The organism is Amycolatopsis sp. NPDC003676, from assembly GCF_053587275.1.
Genome location: NZ_JBSFNS010000028.1, coordinates 55,299 through 73,935 on the forward strand (window position 1 = coordinate 55,299; position 18,637 = coordinate 73,935).

Here is an 18,637-nt window from a genome sequence, read left to right on the forward strand (position 1 = left end):
ACATGGCTAACCGCAGCTTGCTGGACGCCATCCGCCTCGCGATCGGGGCGGACGCGATCGCCCTGATCTGCGTGGGAGCGTTCGCGTTGCTCCGCAAAGGAAAGCGCTAGCGGGCTTTCGTCAGGTAAACCGCCCCGTTAATGTGCTTCCCGAGCGTGTTCGCGGGCGGTACGGCGACCTGATAGCCGGCGCGCCGGTACATCGTCAGGTTCCGTTCGCTGCCCGATCCGGTGTAGAGGACCAGGCTGGTCGCCTCCGGCGGGGCCTGCCGCTCGGCGTAGCTCAGCAGCCACCGGCCGACGCCCTGTCCGGCGAGATCGGGCGCGACCATCAGGCGTCCGATTTCCCAGCGGTCCTCCTCGAGATGCGCGCGAACGGCGGCGACGAGCCGTCCGCCGATCCGGACCGTCCACACGCGAGTGGACGCGATCCAGCCGCGCACGGTGTCCAGGTCCTCGTGCAGCGCGGGCACGTCGAAGGTGTCGTTGACGATCGCCTGCGGGACCCAGCAGCACCGTTGCAGCACAAGGAGTTCGGCGGCGTCGGCGGCTTGGGCTTCGGACAGCTGGGCATCGGCGAGCGGCAAAGCGGCGAAATCGGTCACGTCTCTTGATCTTGCGCGCCGCCGCGAGCCCTGTCCAGCGAATATCCGAGCCGCCGTTGCGCGAGTTCGGCCAGGAGCGCCGCGCCGTCGGGGAGAACGGCGTCGTCGAACTCGGCGTCCGGCGCGTGATTTCCCGGTGCGGTCGCCGGATCCCGGCCGGGCGGGCACGCTCCGACGCTGGTCATCACGCCGGGGACGGCGGCCAGGATCCGGCCGATGTCATCCGACACCAGAGCGGGTTTAGCGGTGCGGACGAACCGGTCCGGGCCGAAGACGTCGTGCACGGTGTCGCGCACGAAATCCGCTTCACCGACGTGGTTCACCGTCGCCGGATAGCCAGGCTGATAGGCGGTTTCGGCGCGGATTCCGTGTGTGTGCGCCACCCCTTGCGCAGCGCGGTCCACCGCGGCGGCGAGCCGGTCGAGTGTTGCGTCGGACATCGCCCGGAGCGTCGCGTCCAGCCGGGCCTCAGCAGGGATGATCGTCGCCTGCGTCCCGGCATGGACGCTGCCGACGGTCAGGACCACGGGCTCCTGGACGTCGAACTCCCGGTTGACCACCGCATACAGTGCGGTGATCAGCGCACCGGCCGCCGGCACCGGATCGGCGGCGCGATGCGGCCAGGCCCCGTGCCCGCCCCGGCCGCGCAAGGTGATCGTCACGCTGCCGGACGCGGCCAGCGCTGGACCTGCGGTGTTGCTGAAGGCACCAAGCGGCGACGACGCGGCCGAGTGCAGGGCGTAGGCGGCGATCGGGGTGGAGCCGGTCGCGTCCAGGAGGCCTTCTTCAAGCATGTGGCGCGCTCCGTCGTGGCCCTCCTCGCCGGGCTGGAACATGAGCAGGACGTCGCCGGCCAGCCGGTCCCGGCGGGCGGACAGCAGCTGTGCCGCGCCGACCAGCATCGCCGCGTGCTGGTCGTGGCCGCAGGCATGCCGGGGTCCATCGGGGAACGGCAACGCGTCGAGGTCGGCGCGGAGCAGCACGGTGGGGCCGGGGGTCGCTCCGCGCACGACGCCCACGACTGAACTCAGCGCGCGGCCGGTGTGTATTTCGACGGGCAGGCCGTCGAGGGCGGCGAGGACGGTTTCTTGGGTCCGGGGCAGGTGGAGCCCTGCCTCGGGCGTCGCGTGCAGGCGGGCTCGCAGGCGGGGCAGGTCGAGGTCGCGGGCGGCATCCAGCAGAGCGTTCATCCGCGCAACGCCGGAAGAATCGTTTCCCCCACCCGGTAAGCCTCTTCCAGCAACGGATTGCCGGACAGAATGAATACGTCGACGCCGAGATCCCGGAATTCCGCCAGCCGCTCCAGCACCTGTTCCGTGCTGCCGACCACGGCGGTGCCCGGCCCCGGACGGAACAAACCCATGCCAGGCCACAGGTTCGGGTGCTCTTCGAGCTCTCGCGCGCGGGCCGGGACGACGCCGCCGTGCTGACGGAATTGCCGTCGCCAGCCCTCGCCGTCATTGGCCGCCGCGTCGCCGAGCATGCGTTCGTACGTGCTGTTGCTCGTCACGTCGAGGAGGCGGTCGGCGGCGGCCCACGCTTCTTCCTCGGTGTCCCGGACGATCAGGTGCAACCGCAGGCCGAGCCGGAGTTCGCGGCCGTGCGCGGCGGCTCGTTCGCGGACTCGTTCCAGCTTTTCCTTGAGCAGGTGCGGAGGTTCGCCCCAGGTCAGGTACACGTCGACGTGCTCGGCGGCCATTTCGATACCCGCGGGGGAGGAGCCGCCGAACCACAGCGGGACGTGCGCGCCGCCGTCCGGGACCAGTTCGCTCAGTCCCTGTCCGGCGCCGGTCAGCTCGTAGAACTGTCCTTTGTGGTCGAACGTTTCCCCGGCGGTGAGGCGTTTGACCAGCGACCAGTATTCGGCGCTGAGGGCGTATCGCTCGTCGTGTTCGAGCTGCAGACCGGCTTGCCGCAGCGCGGGCGTGGAGCCGTTGACCACGTTGAAACGCAGGCGGTCCCGGCCGAAGAGCTGCTCGAAGGTCAACGCCATTTTCGCCAGCTGGGTCGGGGAAATCAGGCCGGGGTGCACGGCGAGCAACGGCTTGAAAGACGGCCGGGTGACCGCGGCGAGTGCGCTGGCGAGCGGCCACACGTCATATAGATCGGTGGCGAACAGTGCGCCGTCGAAGCCGATTCGGTCGACCGCGGTACCGAGCTGCTGGAGGTAGGCCAGGTCGACTTGGCGGCGTCCTTCGGGTTCCCAGGGATAGGCGCCTTCGCGGGGGATGAGATACCAGAGGATTTCGGTCACGATTTCAGCCCTCCACGCCGAGCGCCGCCGCGACGGCTTGGTCCAGGCCCGGGTGCCGGATCTGGGCGACCTTGATCGGCCGCGCCAGGAATCCGGCGTCCGCCAGGATGTCGGCGGCTTCCTGCTGCTCGGCGAGGAAGACGTCGCTCACCGGCTCGAGTCGCCAGGGCAGCACCGCCAGCGCGGCATGCCAATCCTCGGCGTCGCCGCCTTGCTCGGCGGCGGCGAAGTCCGCTGCTTCGATGAGGTTCGCGGCAGTCCAGTCGTCGGCCTGCTGCAGGGCTTCCACGATGGCGCCGACGAGTTCGGGCCGAGTGTCGGCGACGTCGCGGCGGGTGAAGAACACCGACCGGTCGGCGATCACGTCCCCGGCTTCGACGAGCGTGCGCACCTTGCCGGCGCGACGGGCGGCGAACAGCTCCGCGCCTTGGGCGACCCATGCTTTGACGCGCCCTTCGCGAAGGTCTTCGGCGGAGGACGGTCCGGCTCGGCGCGCGGTGATGTCCCGTCCGTAGTCGAGTCCGTGGCTGCTCAGGAGCTTGCTGACGAAGTGGGTCTGCCATGAGCCGATCGCGAGGTCGACGGTCTGACCCTTCAGGTCCGCCGCCTGAATGTCGTCGCGCACCAGGAGTGCGCCGTGGCCTGGCCGTGGCGCGGAGACGGCGGCGTAGACGAGGTCGTGGCCGTCGGCCTGCGCGGACAGCGGCGGGGTCGACCCGGTGCCGCCGAAGTCGATCCGCCCGTCGGCGAGCGCGGCCGCGGTGTCGAGGCCGCCGATTCGGTGCCATTCCACGTCTTCGCCGAGCGGCCGCAGCAGTTGTTCGAGGAAGCCGAGGCGGGAGAGGTGGTAGAGGGACGGGTTGTGCGGGTGGACTCCGATGTGGACGGTCATGGGGAGGTCTCCTCAAGGGTGTGCACGCCGAGATCGGCGAGCAAGCGGGAACGAAGCGCGGCGAACGCGGGATCGGCCGGATCGCGAGGCCGGTCCAGGCCGACACGTTCGTCAGTGATCAGCCGTCCTTCGCGCAGGACGCCGATGCGGTCGGCGAGCCGGATGGCTTCGTCGACGTCGTGGGTGACCAGCAGGACAGCCGGCCGGTGCACGCGGCACAGGCGTTCGACGAGGTCTTGCATCCGCAGCCGGGTCAGGGCGTCGAGAGCGGCGAACGGCTCGTCGAGCAGCAGCAGTTCGGGTTCGCGGACGAGGGCGCGCGCCAGTGCGACTCGCTGGGCCTCGCCGCCGGACAGGGTGGCGGGCCAGGCGTCGGCGTGGTCGGCGAGACCGACTTCGGTGAGCGCGTCCAGCCCGGTCCGGCGGGTGGCGCTGCCACGCGGCATTCCGACGGTGACGTTCGCCAGCACGCTTTTCGACGGCACCAACCGGGGCTCCTGAAATACCACCGTGCGGACCTGGGGTACCAGGACTGTGCCGCTGTCGGGGCGGTCTAGACCGGCCAGCAACCGGAGCAGGGTCGTTTTCCCGCTGCCGCTGGCGCCCAGCAGCGCGAAGAACTCGCCGCGGCGAATGTCGAGGTCGAGGCTGTCCAGCACCGCGCGGTCGCCGAACCGCCGCTCGAGCCCGCGCAGGTGCACGGCCGCCGCGTTCACCGGGCACCCCGTCCGACGGTGCGCCACGGCATGACCAGCCGTTCCAGCAGCCGGACCGCGCCGTCGGCGAGCAGGCCGATCACGGCGTAGATCAGGATGCACACGGTGAGCACGTCCGTGCGCGAATACTCCTGCGCGGTCGACATCAGGTAACCGATGCCCGCCGTCGAGTTGATCTCCTCGGCGGCGATGAGCGCGATCACGCTGAGCGTCATCGACAACCGCAGCCCGGACAGCAGCGACGGCAACGCGCCCGGCAGCACGACTTCCCGCACGAGAGCCAGCCGGCCCATTCCGAACGTCCGCATCGCTTCGAGAAGGCCGCGGTCGGCGTTGCGGACTCCGCCGGAAGCGGAGACATACATGGGGAAGCTCGTCGCCACCGCGATCAGCACGACCCGCGCGGTTTCGCCGATCCCGAACCACACCATGAACAACGGGACCAGCGAAAGGAACGGGACAGTCCGCAGCAACTGCACGGACGAGTCGAGCAATTCCTCGCCCAGCCGGGAAAATCCGGTCAGGACCCCGAGCGAGAGGCCAGCCAGCACGCCGATGGCCAGCCCGGCTCCGGCGCGGGCGAGCGAGACTTCCAGCGCGTCGCCGAGTTGCCCGCTGGTCCACAGTTCGCCCACGGCGGCCACTACTTGACCGGGGGAGGCGAGCAACGTCGGGCTGAGCACGCCGGTGGCTGAGCCGGTGATCCAGGCGAGCAGCAGCACCAGCGGGCCGACGACGCGCAGGGCGAGCCGGAGTCCGCGCCTCCGGGTGCGCGGCGCGGGAGCGTCCGGTACGACGAGCTCGGCCTTCGACGCGACGGAGAATTCGGTCGCCGTGCTCACTTCGGGCTCCCGGGCAAGGAGGTCACGTCGATGACGTACGGCTTGACGTCGAAGAAACCGTTGGTGATGTGCTGATCGGCGAAGAATCGGGCGACGTTGTGGAAGCGGTCGAGTTCCGGTGCGCCGATCGGGGCGGTCGGCGAAAGCGCTTTGTTGATCGACTCCGCGACGGTTTTCTGCGCCGGGGAAAGCGCTTCCGGTCCCGAAGTGGTTTTGACGTTCAGGAACGCGCCCGGGTCCTGCTGCTGACGCTGTCCGGCGGCGCGCAGATAGTCGTACAGTGCGCGCACGACTTCGGGGTGCTGATCGGCGAATCCGGTGCGCACTGCCCAGACCGCGTAGTTTTCCGAACCGACCTGGCCGCCGGTCACGAGGAAGCGGGAACCCCCGTCGGCCAGGCGCGGGACCGAGAACTGGGCCCACGTCGACCACGCGTCGACCTGGCCGGACGCGAACAGCGGCGCGACCTGTCCGGGCTGCAGATACACCCGCTGAACCGAATCGATCGGCACATTGGCCTGCCGCAACGCCTGCAGCAACAGGTATTCGCTCGTCCCGCCGTGCCAGACCGCGACCTTCTTGCCGACCAGATCCCGCACATTCGTGATCGGCGAGCCGTTCTTGACGCGAATGCCTTCGCCGAGTTTGTCCGGCTGGGTGGCGGAAAACAGTTTGAAGCCGGGATTCTGCGCGAGCGCCGCGGTCGCCGAAGTGATCGAACCGGACGCGAAGTCGAGTGCGTTCGCGTCGAGCTGTTGTGCGGCGGGAGCGAACGCTCCGGCGGTGCCGGTCCATTCGACCGAGGCGTGCACTTTCGCGAGCGCGGCGGCGAGCGAGCCGTCTTTGCGGCCCACGGCGAGCAGTCCGGAGTTGCTGTCGTCGGGGATGCGGACCTTCACGGTGCCAGCGTCGGCCGCGCTCGACGAGCAGGCTGCGACTCCGGCGAAGGCCAGGACCGCGGCGGCGGCCAGGGCGAGGGAACGGATTCTCATGGTCGGGCTCCGGGGGAGATCGGGGATACGAGCGGGGTCGCGCGCTGGTCGACGAGCGCGCGGGCGGCGAGCAGCGGTTCGGGGGCGGCCCAGGCGGACACGTCCACCGGGCTTTCGAGAAACCCTTGCTGCCTCAGGAAAAGCTCTTGGCGTTCGAGCAAGGACAGCCGCTCGTCGGACAGCGAAAGCCCGAGGTTCGCGGCGGTTTCGGGACGGTAGGCGCCGGTGACGCCTTCGACGCCCGCGCCGGTTTCGGCGCGCAGTATCCGAGCGACGTCCTCTGGCCGGTCAGCGGCCCACTCGGCGGATTCCAGCAGCAGCGCCAGGAATCGAGCCACCACGCCCGGGTGCTCGTCGAGCAGCCGCTGGTGGACGGTCACCGGTCGCGGCGTGCCGTTGTTGACCCGCGCGCGGCGATCGGGCGCGGCGTCGAGGTCGATCGCGACCTTGGCTCCGAACCGGCGCGCGGTTTCGACGGCGACCGCGCCCTTGACGTAAACGGCGTCCACGAGGCCGTCCCGCAACGCGGCCAGCTCGCCTTCCCACTGGCCGATCGGGGAACCGGGCACGTCGACCAGGTCGGCGTCGGCGAGGGTGAGCCCGGCGAGCGACAGCGCCCCGGCGTGTCCGTGCAACGCCATCGCCCGCCAGAAGTCGATCGCGATTTCGTGACGGGGCACGGCGAGCCGGAGTCCGCGCAGCTGCGCGGGTTCGGCGACCGGGCTGTCCGCGCGAACCAGGATGTTCTGGCGTTCTTCGATCCACGTCAACGCGATCAGCCGGGTTTCGACGCCGCGCGAGCGGGCCCACAGCGCCGGCACGTTGCCGCCCTCGCGGAACAGGCCGGGCAGCTCGTGGGTGAAATGCGCGTCCCGCTGGCCGGCGGGCAGATCTTGCAGCGCGCGCACGCGGATGCCGTCCGGTGCGAATTCGCGGGCCAGCTCGCCGCGGTCGGCGGCGATCCCGGTCGCGGTGGGCACGGGACAGCGGGTGAACCAGATTTCCGGCAGGGCGGGCACAGTTGCTCCAGCGGGTGAGGAGGGGAGACGGCCGGAACCGTCGCACGAGCCGTGCCGGGCCGACAATTATTTCCACATCATGAGAGATCTGTGGGCCACTACTGGTACTAGTGCGGAGAACCTGTGCGACACTTGCCACATGGTGAGCAAAGCCGGTAACGCCGCCGAGGCCGTGCCCGCCGGATCGCAGGCGGTCACCCGGGCCTTGGGCATGCTGCAGTGCTTCCGGGACAACCCGGGCGATCTCGGCGTGTCCGAACTGGCGCGGCGGATGAACCTTTCGGTCTCGACCGCGCACCGGATCGCCCGAACCCTGGCGGCGACGGGGTTCCTCGCGCTGGCGGAGGGCAGCCTGCGCTACCGGCTCGGGCCCGCGGTCGCCGAGCTCGGCCAGCTTTCGCTGTACCAGCGCGGAATCCACCTTGCCGCGGACGAACTCGCCGAGGTCGCCAAGGCCACCGGAACTGCCGCCGACCTGGCCATCCGCAGCGGTACCGACGCGGTGATCCTGGCCGGCACGAGCGTCGCCCTCACCGCCGGGCTCGGCTTGCGCCGCCCGCTGCACTCGACGGCGCTGGGCAAGGTCCTGCTCGCGTGGGCCCCGCCGGGCGAGGACGACCTGGACGCGCTGCCGCCGCTGACGGCGTACACCGCGCGCACCATCACGCACAAAGCCGACCTGCGCGCCGAACTGGACCGCGTCCAGGAGGCGGGTTACGCGCTGAACGACGGGGAGTCGGCGTTCGGCGTCCGGACGATCGCGGTGCCGGTCCTGCGTGCTTCCGGGCACGTGCACGCGGCGTTGGCGCTTCGGTCCACTTCGGACACGTTGACGGATGACCGGTTGCCGTGGTTCCTTTCCCGAGCGCGACGATGTGCGGATGCGTTGGCGGTGTTGTTGCTGGAGCCGGGCCAGCGGTACTAGCTCGACGGCCAGGCCGGTCCAGCTATCGCCCGCCGCAACGCCGGCGCCACCTCGGCCTGGAAAAGCTCCAGCGCCGCCCGATGCGCTTGCGGTGTCCGGCCGTCCCGGTCGGCGGACAGATGCGTCACGCCGTGGCCGAACTGTTCGTGGTATCTCAACACCTTCTCGGTGACCTGAGCAGGGCTGCCGATCAGTGCGGAGCTGCGCTCGGCGAAGTCCTCCAGCGTCGGGAAAACCACCTCCTGGCCGAGTTTGCGCTGCAGTGCCAGCCGGGATTCGAAGATCGGCCGGTACGCCTCCAGCGCGTCCTGCGACCGGCTCGCCAGATGGAACCCGGCTGTGCCCGCCCCCACCACCGCCTGAAGCGGATCGCGGCCGTGGAAGGTCCAGCGTTCCCGGTAGTGCCGGATCAGCTCGGCGTACGGTTCGATCGGGTTGGTCACATTCGCGGAGAACAGCGGATCCCCGTGTTTCGCCGCCAGCTCAACGGATTCGCGGCTCGTCGCGCTGCCGTGCCAGATCCGGATCGGCTGCTGCAGCGGACGCGGCCACACCTCCGCGGCGGTGAGCGGCGGACGGAACCGCCCGGACCACGTGACCCGGTCCGCCTGCCACAGCTTGCGGAACAGCTCGTAGCCCTCGGCGTTGCGGTCCCACTGGTCCTCGGGCGTGACGTCGAACAGTTCGCGCTGGGCGGAGCCGTTGCCCTTGCCGATGATGAGTTCGAGGCGTCCGCCGGAAAGGTTGTCCAGCATCGAATAGTCCTCGAACGCGCGCACCGGGTCGAGCAGGCTGAGTGTCGTGACCGCGGTGAACAGCCGGATTCGGCGGGTCCGCGCGGCGATGTGGCTGAGCACCACCGGCGGGGACGACGACAGGAACGGCCGCTCGTGCCGTTCGCCGACGCCGTAGCCGTCGAAGCCCAGTTCCTCGGCGAGCTCGGCGTTTTCGACCACTTCGCGCAGCCGGGCGTCGGGTGCGGCCAGTTCCCCGGTGACCGGGTCGGGGGTGTGCGTGATCAGGGTGATCAGCAGGAACCTCACGGCAGCTCCAGGTGTTCGCGCAGGGTCGTGCCGGTGTATTCGGTGCGGTAGACGCCGCGGTCCTGCAGTTCCGGCACGAGCCGGTCGACCACCTCGTCGATCGATCCGGGCACGAGGTGCGGGCTGAGGTTGAACCCGTCGACCACGCGGTCGGCCGCGTAGCGCGCCCATTCGTCGGCGACCTGCGCCGGCGTGCCGACGAACGAGTGGTGCCGCGGTTCGACCTCCAGCACGAGTTGGTGGATCGACAGGTTCTTCGCTTCGGCGAGCTCGCGCCACTGCTGGATGCGTTCGAGCTTGCCGGTGCGGTGCTCGATCGAAATCGTGCCGCGCGACGGGTCCAGTTCGCCTTCGGCCGGTTCGATGTCCGGCAGCGGTCCGTGCGGATCGAACGCCGACAGGTCCTGGCCCCAATACTGTTCGAGGAACGCGATGGCGCGCTGCGGGTTGATCTGGCGGCGGCGGATGTCCTCTGCGCGTTCAGCGGCGTCGGTTGGCGTATCACCGAGGACGACTGACGCGCCAGGCAGGATTCGTACCGCGTCAGCGGGCCTGCCGTGGCGTGCCAATCGGGTGCGCAGGTCGGCCGCGTACGCCGCCGCTTTGTCGTAGGCGGTGTTCGCGGAGAAGACGACGTCGGCGTGGCGCGCGGCCAATTCCCGGCCGCCGGGGGAGTCGCCTGCCTGGAACAAAACCGGACGGGCAGGCGGGAGCGTCGGTGCGGCGCGCAGCCGCACCAGGTCGGTGTCCGTCTCGACCGGCCCGGCCCACAAGGCTTTCGCCGCCTCGACGAACTGGGTCGCGCGCTCGTAGCGGCGTTCGTGCGCCAGCCAGCCGCCGTGCCGGAAGTTGGCCCCGGTCCAGGCGTTGTCCGTGGTGACGATGTTCCACCCCGCGCGCCCGCCGGAGACGTAGTCGAGCGAGGCGAGGCGACGGGCGAGGTCGGCGGGGTAGTTGTAGGTGGTGTTCTGCGTGGCGACCAGCCCGATCTTCGTGGTGGCCCCGGCGAGCGCGCTGAGCTGGGTGATCGCGTCCGGACGGCCGGCGACGTCGAGCGCGTGCACACGGCCGCGATTCTCCCGGACCCGCAAGCCTTCGCCGAGGAAGAACGCGTCGAACAGCCCGCGTTCCAAGGTCCGGGCCACCGACACATACGTCTCGATCTCGGTGTGGTCGGCGTTCGAAGGGTCGTCCCACAGGAACTGCGGTCCGACGCCGGTGTAGAAGACCCCGAGGTGCAGCTGCGCGGTCATGCGATTCCCTTCGACGACACGGCGAATCGGTTCTCGGGACGCGGGAGTCCCAGCGTCGTACGGAGTGTCGCGCCCGGTCCCGGTGGATTGAGCAGGCCTCGCCGGTGCAGTTCCGGGAGTACTTCCTGGCTCAGCGCGGGCAGGTCGTCCGCGCCGGGGTGCAGGCGCACGCCGTCGAGATCGAGCTGCTCCAGCAACGTGACCAGACCGGCGGGGGAACCGGTGTAGCGGGTGCGGCCGTTCGGCGACGGCTCGGTCGAGGCGAAGCGGACTTCCAGCTCGCCGAACACCAGGGGAGCGATTCGGTCGCGGTGGCGAAGATTGTCGGTGAGCACGATGTCCGGGTGGACGACGTCGGCGAACTCCTCGGCGGCCAGCACGACGAGGCTGCCCTGCGGCGGGCGCGGGGTGATCAGCGGGCCTTTGACGGAGAACGTTTCCCCGACGAAGTCCACGTGGTGGACCTTGTCCGGGTCCAGGTAACGGCCGGTGGCGAGGTCCTTGATGACCGCGTCGTCCTCCCACGAATCCCACAGCCGCCGGACGGTTTCGACGACGTCGGCCACCTCCTGGCGGAGGTCGTCCGGGTGCGCGCGGCCGACTGTCGCGAGGGCTTCGGGAGCGGACCCGGTGCCGACGATCCAGGCGGCGCGGCCGTGTGTGGCGTGGTCGAGGCTCGCCAGCTGGGCGGCCAGGTGGAACGGTTCGGCGGTCAGCACGTGCGACGTCGGGGCCAGCCCGATCCTGGACGTCAAGGTCGCGGAATAGGCCGCGCGGACGGTGGCCTCGACCCGGAATCCGCCAGCGGGCGGGACGGGCGCGTCGTCGAAGGTGGCGAACGTGAACCCGGCCCGCTCGGCGTCGGCGACGACGTCCGCCAGCGCGTGCGGATCGGCTCCTGGATGTGCTCCGGCGCTGTCGAGTTCGACGGCGAGATGCAAGGTTTTCGGTGAACTCATGCGGACACGGCCCCCTCGATTCGGTTGTGCCAGAGGTAGCCGGAATCCGGGGCGCGCCGCACCATTGCTCAGGATGTGGGCGGCTGGGCGGTGTTGTTCCGCCAGTGTCCACAAAGGAGGATTCTCAGCTGGTGGACGCGGCGGACTGGCGCGGCCGGTCCGCCTACAGTCCTGCGGTCATGAGTCCCGATGCGAAGCCGCGAGGCGCTGCGCGGATCAGTGCCGACTGGGCCGCGGTGCTGGTCGCGGCCGTTCTGGTGGCGTTGGCCGCGTTCGGCGTGCTGCCGACGATCCCGTTCCTCGTCAAATGACCGCCGCGCTGGAAGGCCGCCGCGCAGTGCCCGCGGTCGTGAGATATCTGCCGGGGCTTCTGCTGTTAGCAGCGGTCGGCGTTGTCGGAACACTGGCGCAGAACGGGCTGCGCAGCCTCGGCCACGCGACCGGGACCGCGCTGCCGGACATCGAATACGTGCTGTGGGCGATCGTCCTCGGACTGGTCATCCGCAACACGATCGGCATCCCCGCGCTGTTCCGGCCCGGCGTCGGGACCTACGAGTTCTGGCTGAAGACCGGCATCGTCCTGCTCGGCGCCCGGTTCGTGCTGGGCGACCTGGCCAAACTCGGCGGGTTCAGCCTGGGGCTCATCCTGGTCGACATGGCCGTGGCGACGACGGTGATCCTGGTGGTGGGCAAGGCTTTCGGCCTCGGCGGGAAGCTGTCTTCGCTGCTCGCGATCGGTACGTCGATCTGTGGTGTGTCGGCCATCATCGCCGGGCGTGGGTCGATCGACGCTGACGACGAGGATTCCGGTTACGCCATCGCGGCGATTCTCGCGCTGGGTGCGGTCGCGCTGTTCACCTTCCCGGCGATCGGGCACGCGCTGAACCTGACCGACACCGAATTCGGTCTCTGGGCGGGGCTCGCGGTGGACAACACTGCCGAGACGACTGCGACGGGCGCGGCATATTCGCCGCGCGCGCAGGACGTTGCGGTCGCGGTGAAGAGCACGCGAAACGCGTTGATCGGTCTCGTTGTTCTGGGATATGCGGCGTACTGGTCGACTCGCGGTGGCAAGGCGGTCGCCGGTGGGGTGAAGGGGCGTGCGGGCTTCGTGTGGCGCACCTTCCCGAAGTTCGTGCTGGGGTTCATCGCGGTGTCCGCGCTGGCGACCGCGCATGTGTTCACCAAAGCCGAGGTCGCGAATCTGGGGAACCTGTCCAAGTGGGCGTTCCTGCTGTGCTTCGCCGGGGTCGGCCTGAACTTCGACCTGCGCCAGATGGCCCGCAGCGGGTGGCGGCCGTTGGTGGTGGCCGCGCTCGGGCTGGTGGTGGTCGCGGTGTGCTCGCTGGGACTGGTGCTGGTGTCCTCGCAGTGGTTCAGCTTCTGACCGGGTAGGCGGCGCTGCCCGCGTGGCTAGTCCGCGTTAGCTGGAGACGGTTTCTTCTCTGTGCCAACGATTTCCTGGCCGACTGCGCCACCGCGCGCTGGAACGAGAGCAGTGGCGCAGCCGGCGGTCAGCGAGCCTCGCGAGTCGCCGTGTCGAGCGAGGCCAGCAGAATCCCGGCGGCCGTGCGCACGACGTCCGCGGTGACGTTGAGCGGCGGCAGCAACCGCACGACGCTGTCGCCGCGTCCGCCCAGTTCGAGGATGAGCCCGCGGCGCAAGGCGTGGTTCTGCACGGCCAGCGCGAGTTCCGACGCGGGCGCGCCAGTGCGCGGGTCGGTCAGCTCGATGCCCCACATCAGCCCGGTGCCGCGCACGTCGGTCACCCACGGGTGGCTGGCCAGCGGGGACAACAGCTCCTCGAACTGGTATCCGCGTTCGACGACGTTGTCCAGCACGCTGTCGCGGTTCACGACCTCGATCGCCCGGGCTCCCGCGGCGAAGGCGAGCTGATTGCCGCGGAAGGCGCCGGTGTGCGTGCGCGGGGCCCAGGTGTCGAGGCGCTCGTCGTAAATGATCAGCGAGACCGGCGAGCCGATTCCGCTCAGCGCCTTGGCCGCGACGATCACGTCGGGTTCGATGCCGTAGCGCTCGAAGGCGAACCAGGTCCCGGTCCGGCCGCAGCCGGTCTGCAGTTCGTCGACGATCAGCGGGATGCCCAGCTCCCGGGTCAGCTCGCGGACCCGGTGCACGAAATCCGCCCGCGCCGGGACCACGCCGCCCTCGCCCTGGACCAGTTCGAGCACCACCGCCGCGGGCAGCGGGAGATCGCCGTCGGGGTCGTGCAGGGATCGTTCGAGCAGGTCCGGGCAGGTCGCCGCGCAGGTGTCCGGATCGTGCCCGGCCGGGCAGCGGGGACACGAGGAGTACGGGACGTATTGCGTGCCGGACAAGCGATTCGCGACTGGACGCTGGTGGCCGGTCAGGCCTAGCGCGGCGTGCGCGCTGCCGTGGAACCGGCCCTGGAACGACACGACGCCGCCGCGTCCGGTCGCCGTCTTGCACAGCTTGAGCGCGGCTTCGACCGCGTTGGTCCCGGCGGGGCCGCAGAAGTGCAGCTTCATCCGCGAGCGCAGCGCCTCGGGCAGCATCGCGAGCTGGGCTTCGGAGAACTCGTCCTTGACCGGGGTCGCGAAGTCGAGCGCGTGGGTCAGCTTGCTCAGCTGCGCGGTCATGGCCGCGACCAGCTCGGGATGGTTGTGCCCGAGGGAGAGCACGCCCGCCCCGGCGAGGAAGTCGATGAAGACGTTGCCGTCGGCGTCGCGCACGAAACTGCCCGAACCCTCGGTGATCGCGATCGGCAGCCGCCGCGGGCCGCCGCGGGGGACCGGCTCGCGGCGGTCCTGCCGGGCGAGGTACTCGGCCGAACGCGGGCCGGGCAGATCGCAGTAGACGGCGGGGCCGGTGAGCGGCGCGGGGTGGTCGAGGATGGTCATCTGGCCTGTTCTCCCCTGGCAGTGGTGGTGGCGCCGCCTCGGTGCGCGGCGGCCTGGCCGGTGTCCTCGCCTCCACAATGGACAAGGACATTCGGGGCGAACCGTTCCCGCCCGGCGCTCGCGGAGAGCCGCCGGGGGAAGTTCTCCTCGATTAAACGGAGCGCACGTTCTCTCGGATGTTGCGGTATTGCGGTGCCTTCCTCGGGACAGATCCCCTCGGTGCCGGCCCGCCGATGCGTGCCGCCGACGTCGCGCGGCGCGTCCGGCGTCGAGTTCGTCATGCACTCCTCCTCTTTTTCGCAGGGGTTTCGCGGACCGCCGAAAAACGGCCGGCGAGGAAGGAAACGGTTTTTCGCGGGCAGCGGCGAGGGAGGGCCGCGCTGGGCGCAGCCCTCCCCGGTCGACCTCACTGGAATACCGCGGGGCACAGCGTAGCGCAGCCGGTTCCGCCGCACCGGCACATCGGCCGCGGGCGCGCCGGGCTCGGCTGCGGAAAGAAAAGAATCGGCCGAGATTAGGCAAGGCAATGCGCCAGGAGAGTGAAGGCGGCGATTTCGCGGAGTTCGCCGCGCTGGGCTGAACGACTGAAGCGGCAACGGTGTTCGCGGTTCCGCGAAACGGAACGTGAATATTCACGCTCCGTTTCCGGCATGTGAATCGCGGGCGGAAGACCGCATGGCGGGATGTTTTCGGGACGGTTGCCGAAGGCGTTCGGGGATATGTCGGCTGGGAGAAATATCGAAGACGCCGGTTTGTTTCTGAAGTTTTCGCCGCCGGGTCCGGTCGCGGGTGCCGTTTTCCGCCGGAGGACGGGCGGCCGGCTGCGTTTTCGGCGGCGGGCCTGACGCGGCGGCGTCCGAGGTGGTCCAGACCAAGGTAGTGGTCTGGACCGCTGGTCTACTGGTTCAGACCAGTGGCGGGCGGGCGGAAGGCGAAGTGCGTCCGGGGGAGCGGGCCTGGTCCGGCGGGACGCGTAGGGGGCGGGCCGGGTGCCGTAGCGCGGAGTGAACGAGGGTGGCGAACCCACGTTTATCTCAAACGTCACGATCGGTTTGACGGTGAGTGTCTTGCAGTGATGAATGTTTGAAACTTGCCGACTTTGCCGTTCTGGGTTGGCTTGAGTGAGCGTATCAGGTGAGAATAGTTGCCGTTGAGCGGTGATTGATTAACCAAGTAGGGTGACTCGGGTGTGACGCACTGTCGTCTGACTGCTACGCGCCGAGGCGATCTGTGGCCGATCCCACTGCCTCTGTACACCTGCCGTTTCCGTTTCGTAATCTTCTCGAGCTTTTGCGGTGACCTGCGATCTACCCCGAGGATCAGCGACCCGGAGCCGCCGCGAACCGTCGCGGCTCGCTGCCTGACCCAGGCACGAGGACGGTTGTGCGGTGTGACAGCGAAGGAGCCCACCTACCGTGGGACGGCACAGCAAACCCAGCAAGACGAAGACAGTCCTCCAGCGCACCGGCGCGACCGCGGCTCTCGCGGGCGCCACCCTCGGCGGCATCGGCCTCGCCGGGGCGGGCACGGCCAACGCCTTCCCGGGGCAGGCCGGCATCGTCAAGTGCGAGAGCAGCGGCAATCCGACCGCGGTCAACAACACCGCCGCGGGCCAGCGCGCGGGCCGCCCCGCCGGTCTGTTCCAGATCGTCACGAAGACGTGGCTCGCGAACGGCGGCGGCCAGTTCGCCCCGACGGCCGACAAGGCCACGCCCGCGCAGCAGCAGATCGTCGCGGACCGGATCTACGCGAAGCAGGGTTCCGCCCCGTGGCAGTGCCGCGGCGGCTCGGGCCCGGCGGGCTACGCGAACTTCGGCGGCGACACCTCCGGCGGCTCCGCCGAGGTCGAGGCTGTCGCCGCGAAGCCGAAGGTCGAGGCCAAGGCCGAGACGAAGGTCAAGTCCGCGCCGAAGCACGCCGCGCCGACCTCGAACCCGGACGGCAGCTACACCGTGGCCGCCGGCGACACCCTCTCCGGAATCGCGAAGAACCTCAACGTGGACGGCGGCTGGCAGCACCTGCAGCAGCTGAACCAGAAGTTCATCCCGGACGCCAACCTGATCCTGGTCGGCCAGAAGATCGTCACGAAGTAACCCCGCCGAGGCCCCGGCCGGGCCCGCGCCGCTTTCCCCCGGGCGGCGCGCCCCCGGCCGGCGGCCGCCGGTGCACGCGCGCGCGAAAAGTGCGCTCGGGCACCGCCGCGCGCCCCGGCGGCCGGCGTGCGGAGCGGACGGGCCTGCTTTGTGGGAACACGGGCTTGTCTGCGCCGCACGCCTTGCCTCGTGGGCGGAGACACTGGCGCGGCCTTGTTGCGTGTGGGCGAGTTGCGTCGCGTGCCTTGCCGTGAGGCGGGCAGTGCTGGCGTGGTCTGGTTCGCGCGAGTGCGAGCAGGGTTGCGCTGTGCGCTTTGCCGTGCGAATGGGATTCGCTGGCGTGGTCTGTTTGCGTGAGCGTGGGCAGGGTTGCGCCGCACCTCTTGCCTCGTGGGTGCGGTCTGTTCGCCGGAGTGCGGGCGGGTTGGGCCGCGTGTCTTGCCGTGAGGCGGCTAGCGCTGGCGTGGACTCGTTCGCGAAGTGCAGGCAAGTTTGCGTTGCGAGCTTTGCCTCCAGGGCAGAGAACTCCAGCTATTGCCGCGGGCGTGCCATAGCGCGCAGGCGGAGATTTCGAGTGCGCGACAGCCGCGGCAGTTCGCAGGTCGTCTAGTCGGTGCGTTCCGCGAGTAGAGTCGGAAACGCGCTTAGGCGAGGGAACGCGGCGAAGTCTGTTCACCGCCGTCGTTGTGGTCGGCCGCGTTCGAATGGGGGCTGTGGCGGCAAACCAGGACCTATCCGCGATATTGGGCAGCGCGCGCAGCAGAACCACTGGCCCCCAATGCCTTGCGAGTGGTCGCGTTCGGCGATTCGGCCGCGATAGGCATCGGAGCGCGACGGCCGGAGGAAAGTCTGGTAGCCCGGATCGGGGAGTACCTCGCCGAGCGCACCGGACGGCCGGTGCACCTGGCAAACCTCTCGACCGGCGGCGGCCGGGTCGCGACTGTTCTGGAACAGCTGGATCTGGCCGACGCGGACGCGGTGATTGTCGTAGCGGGTTCAGCGGATGCCATCGCCCGCGTGCCGCTCGGCCAATTCCGGGCGGACGTACGCGAACTCGTCGAGCACGTTCCTGCGGACCGGGCGATTCTGTCCGACGTGCCATTGCAACTCGGAAGCAAGCCGTATCAAAAGGTGCTCGCCGAGGTCGCGGACGAAGCGAAGGTCGCGCACTCGGATTTCGCCCGCGCATTCCGCACTGCCCGCCGGTTCGACGTCTTCGCCGCCGACTTCACGCACGTGAACTCGCGCGGCTGCCAAATATGGTTCACGGCTTTCCGTCCGCACCTGGACGTTCTCGTCGAGCGGTTTTCCCGGTGACGACGTCCGGTTATCGGCGCACCCGCAACGGAATACTCCGCAACAACGACAGCGCTTCAGCACTGGAACTCCCAGGCTCAGCCTGATAGACGATCAACTGCTGTCCAGGCGCGCTGCGCACATCGAACGCCTGATAGGTCAACGTCAGCGGCCCGACCGACGGATGCACGAGTTGCTTGGGCTCGCGGGTTTTCCCGCGGACCTGATGGGTTTCCCACAGCGTCCGGAACTGTTCGCTGCCCTCGCTGAGCTCCGCTACCAGCGGCGGCAAGGCGGGTTCGAAGGCGGCTGCGCGCAGATTCGCCACGGTGGCTTGGGCCGTCCATTCCCAGCGGGCGTAGAACTGCCGACCCGCCGGGTCGAGGAATGTCATTCGGGCCAGGTTGTCGGCCGCGGCGAACGGGGAGAACAGGGCGTCGGCGAGGGTGTTCGTGGCCAGGATGTCCAGGACGCGGTTGAGCACGAACGCGGGCGCGTGCGGATGACTGTCCATGAGCTGCCGCAGTTCTGGGCTCACGGTCTGGGGCGTCGGGGACGGCAGGTCGGGCGGGGCGGCACCGGCGAGGCGGTAGAGGTGTTCGCGGGCGTCGGGGTCCAGGTCCAGTGCGCGGCTGAGGGCGTCGAGCACCTGCGGTGACGGGCGGGTTTCGCGGCCCTGTTCCAAGCGTGCGTAGTAGTCGACGTTCACTCCGGCGAGCACGGCGACCTCCTCGCGGCGCAGGCCCGCGACCTTGCGTCTGCCGGAATAACGCACGTCGGCGTCGTCCGGGGAGCGTTGTGCGCGGCGTGCCCGCAGGAAGTCGCCCAGTTCCGTGCCCATGCGGACCAGGGTAGGCGGCGGGCTGGGTG

At 69.7% G+C, this 18,637-nt stretch carries 19 protein-coding genes; 5 read left to right on the forward strand and 14 right to left on the reverse strand.

Translation table 11 applies throughout. The annotated features are described in order from the left end of the window. Positions 1-106: 106 nt before the first annotated feature. The 8 genes from ACWDNU_RS18890 to ACWDNU_RS18925 are packed head-to-tail and all read right to left on the reverse strand — an operon-like array spanning position 107 to position 7,319. Positions 107-604, reverse strand: coding sequence for a GNAT family N-acetyltransferase (locus tag ACWDNU_RS18890; protein ID WP_449669806.1), 498 nt, complete (start codon positions 602-604; stop codon positions 107-109). Beyond that, a complete protein-coding gene (locus ACWDNU_RS18895) occupies positions 601-1,794 on the reverse strand; it encodes a M20 metallopeptidase family protein (protein ID WP_449669807.1) in 1,194 nt (397 codons plus the stop codon). Before ACWDNU_RS18895 ends, ACWDNU_RS18890 begins: the two co-directional genes overlap by 4 nt. Then, the gene (locus ACWDNU_RS18900) at positions 1,791-2,858 is read right to left on the reverse strand and encodes an LLM class flavin-dependent oxidoreductase (protein ID WP_344286327.1); all 1,068 of its coding nucleotides are present in this window, start codon (positions 2,856-2,858) and stop codon (positions 1,791-1,793) included. Before ACWDNU_RS18900 ends, ACWDNU_RS18895 begins: the two co-directional genes overlap by 4 nt. A gap of 4 nt (positions 2,859-2,862) precedes the next feature. Next, the gene (locus ACWDNU_RS18905) at positions 2,863-3,750 is read right to left on the reverse strand and encodes an ABC transporter substrate-binding protein (RefSeq protein ID WP_449669808.1); all 888 of its coding nucleotides are present in this window, start codon (positions 3,748-3,750) and stop codon (positions 2,863-2,865) included. Next, positions 3,747-4,466: an ABC transporter ATP-binding protein gene (locus ACWDNU_RS18910; protein WP_449669809.1), complete on the reverse strand. Its 720-nt coding sequence runs from the start codon at positions 4,464-4,466 to the stop codon at positions 3,747-3,749. Before ACWDNU_RS18910 ends, ACWDNU_RS18905 begins: the two co-directional genes overlap by 4 nt. Further along, positions 4,463-5,308 carry an ABC transporter permease gene (locus ACWDNU_RS18915; protein WP_449669810.1) on the reverse strand — a complete coding sequence of 282 codons (846 nt, stop codon included), beginning with the start codon at positions 5,306-5,308 and terminating at the stop codon, positions 4,463-4,465. Before ACWDNU_RS18915 ends, ACWDNU_RS18910 begins: the two co-directional genes overlap by 4 nt. Continuing rightward, positions 5,305-6,300 carry an NrtA/SsuA/CpmA family ABC transporter substrate-binding protein gene (locus ACWDNU_RS18920; RefSeq protein WP_449669811.1) on the reverse strand — a complete coding sequence of 332 codons (996 nt, stop codon included), beginning with the start codon at positions 6,298-6,300 and terminating at the stop codon, positions 5,305-5,307. The genes ACWDNU_RS18915 and ACWDNU_RS18920 overlap by 4 nt, the downstream gene beginning before the upstream one ends. Next, complete coding sequence (locus ACWDNU_RS18925; RefSeq protein WP_449669812.1) at positions 6,297-7,319, reverse strand: ABC transporter substrate-binding protein; 1,023 nt, start codon at positions 7,317-7,319, stop codon at positions 6,297-6,299. The genes ACWDNU_RS18920 and ACWDNU_RS18925 overlap by 4 nt, the downstream gene beginning before the upstream one ends. Positions 7,320-7,458: 139 nt before the next feature. Here ACWDNU_RS18925 and ACWDNU_RS18930 point away from each other — a divergent pair, with 139 nt between their 5' ends. Further along, a complete protein-coding gene (locus tag ACWDNU_RS18930) occupies positions 7,459-8,244 on the forward strand; it encodes an IclR family transcriptional regulator (RefSeq protein ID WP_370936119.1) in 786 nt (261 codons plus the stop codon). Here ACWDNU_RS18930 and ACWDNU_RS18935 read toward each other — a convergent pair. From ACWDNU_RS18935 to ACWDNU_RS18945, 3 genes are read right to left on the reverse strand one after another with little or no spacing between them, the layout of a single operon-like run. Further along, the gene (locus ACWDNU_RS18935) at positions 8,241-9,287 is read right to left on the reverse strand and encodes an LLM class flavin-dependent oxidoreductase (protein ID WP_449669813.1); all 1,047 of its coding nucleotides are present in this window, start codon (positions 9,285-9,287) and stop codon (positions 8,241-8,243) included. The genes ACWDNU_RS18930 and ACWDNU_RS18935 overlap by 4 nt on opposite strands. After that, positions 9,284-10,540: an LLM class flavin-dependent oxidoreductase gene (locus ACWDNU_RS18940; RefSeq protein ID WP_449669814.1), complete on the reverse strand. Its 1,257-nt coding sequence runs from the start codon at positions 10,538-10,540 to the stop codon at positions 9,284-9,286. The genes ACWDNU_RS18935 and ACWDNU_RS18940 overlap by 4 nt, the downstream gene beginning before the upstream one ends. Next, a complete protein-coding gene (locus ACWDNU_RS18945) occupies positions 10,537-11,499 on the reverse strand; it encodes an LLM class flavin-dependent oxidoreductase (RefSeq protein WP_449669815.1) in 963 nt (320 codons plus the stop codon). The genes ACWDNU_RS18940 and ACWDNU_RS18945 overlap by 4 nt, the downstream gene beginning before the upstream one ends. Positions 11,500-11,603: 104 nt before the next feature. Between ACWDNU_RS18945 and ACWDNU_RS18950 the strand changes: the two genes are divergently transcribed. Continuing rightward, the gene (locus tag ACWDNU_RS18950; RefSeq protein WP_449669816.1) at positions 11,604-11,810 is read left to right on the forward strand and encodes a hypothetical protein; all 207 of its coding nucleotides are present in this window, start codon (positions 11,604-11,606) and stop codon (positions 11,808-11,810) included. Continuing rightward, entirely contained in the window at positions 11,807-12,886 is a 1,080-nt protein-coding gene (locus tag ACWDNU_RS18955) for a YeiH family protein (RefSeq protein WP_449669817.1), read from the forward strand. Before ACWDNU_RS18950 ends, ACWDNU_RS18955 begins: the two co-directional genes overlap by 4 nt. 127 nt (positions 12,887-13,013) lie before the next feature. Here ACWDNU_RS18955 and ACWDNU_RS18960 read toward each other — a convergent pair whose 3' ends face one another. Beyond that, positions 13,014-14,378 (reverse strand): aspartate aminotransferase family protein, encoded by a 1,365-nt coding sequence (locus tag ACWDNU_RS18960; protein ID WP_449669818.1) that lies wholly within the window; start codon positions 14,376-14,378, stop codon positions 13,014-13,016. Beyond that, on the reverse strand, positions 14,375-14,659 hold the full coding sequence (locus tag ACWDNU_RS18965) for a hypothetical protein (protein WP_449669819.1): 285 nt from the start codon (positions 14,657-14,659) through the stop codon (positions 14,375-14,377). The genes ACWDNU_RS18960 and ACWDNU_RS18965 overlap by 4 nt, the downstream gene beginning before the upstream one ends. Before the next feature lie 1,134 nt (positions 14,660-15,793). On the opposite strand from ACWDNU_RS18965, the gene ACWDNU_RS18970 reads away from it, so the two are divergent. Both ACWDNU_RS18970 and ACWDNU_RS18975 read left to right on the forward strand, forming a co-directional pair. Then, entirely contained in the window at positions 15,794-16,471 is a 678-nt protein-coding gene (locus tag ACWDNU_RS18970) for a LysM peptidoglycan-binding domain-containing protein (protein ID WP_370936127.1), read from the forward strand. 789 nt (positions 16,472-17,260) lie between these two features. Next, complete coding sequence (locus ACWDNU_RS18975) at positions 17,261-17,788, forward strand: SGNH/GDSL hydrolase family protein (protein ID WP_449669820.1); 528 nt, start codon at positions 17,261-17,263, stop codon at positions 17,786-17,788. A 10-nt stretch (positions 17,789-17,798) separates the two neighbouring features. On the opposite strand, the gene ACWDNU_RS18980 is transcribed toward ACWDNU_RS18975, so the two are convergent. Beyond that, positions 17,799-18,608 carry a helix-turn-helix transcriptional regulator gene (locus ACWDNU_RS18980; protein WP_449669821.1) on the reverse strand — a complete coding sequence of 270 codons (810 nt, stop codon included), beginning with the start codon at positions 18,606-18,608 and terminating at the stop codon, positions 17,799-17,801. Positions 18,609-18,637: the final 29 nt, after the last annotated feature.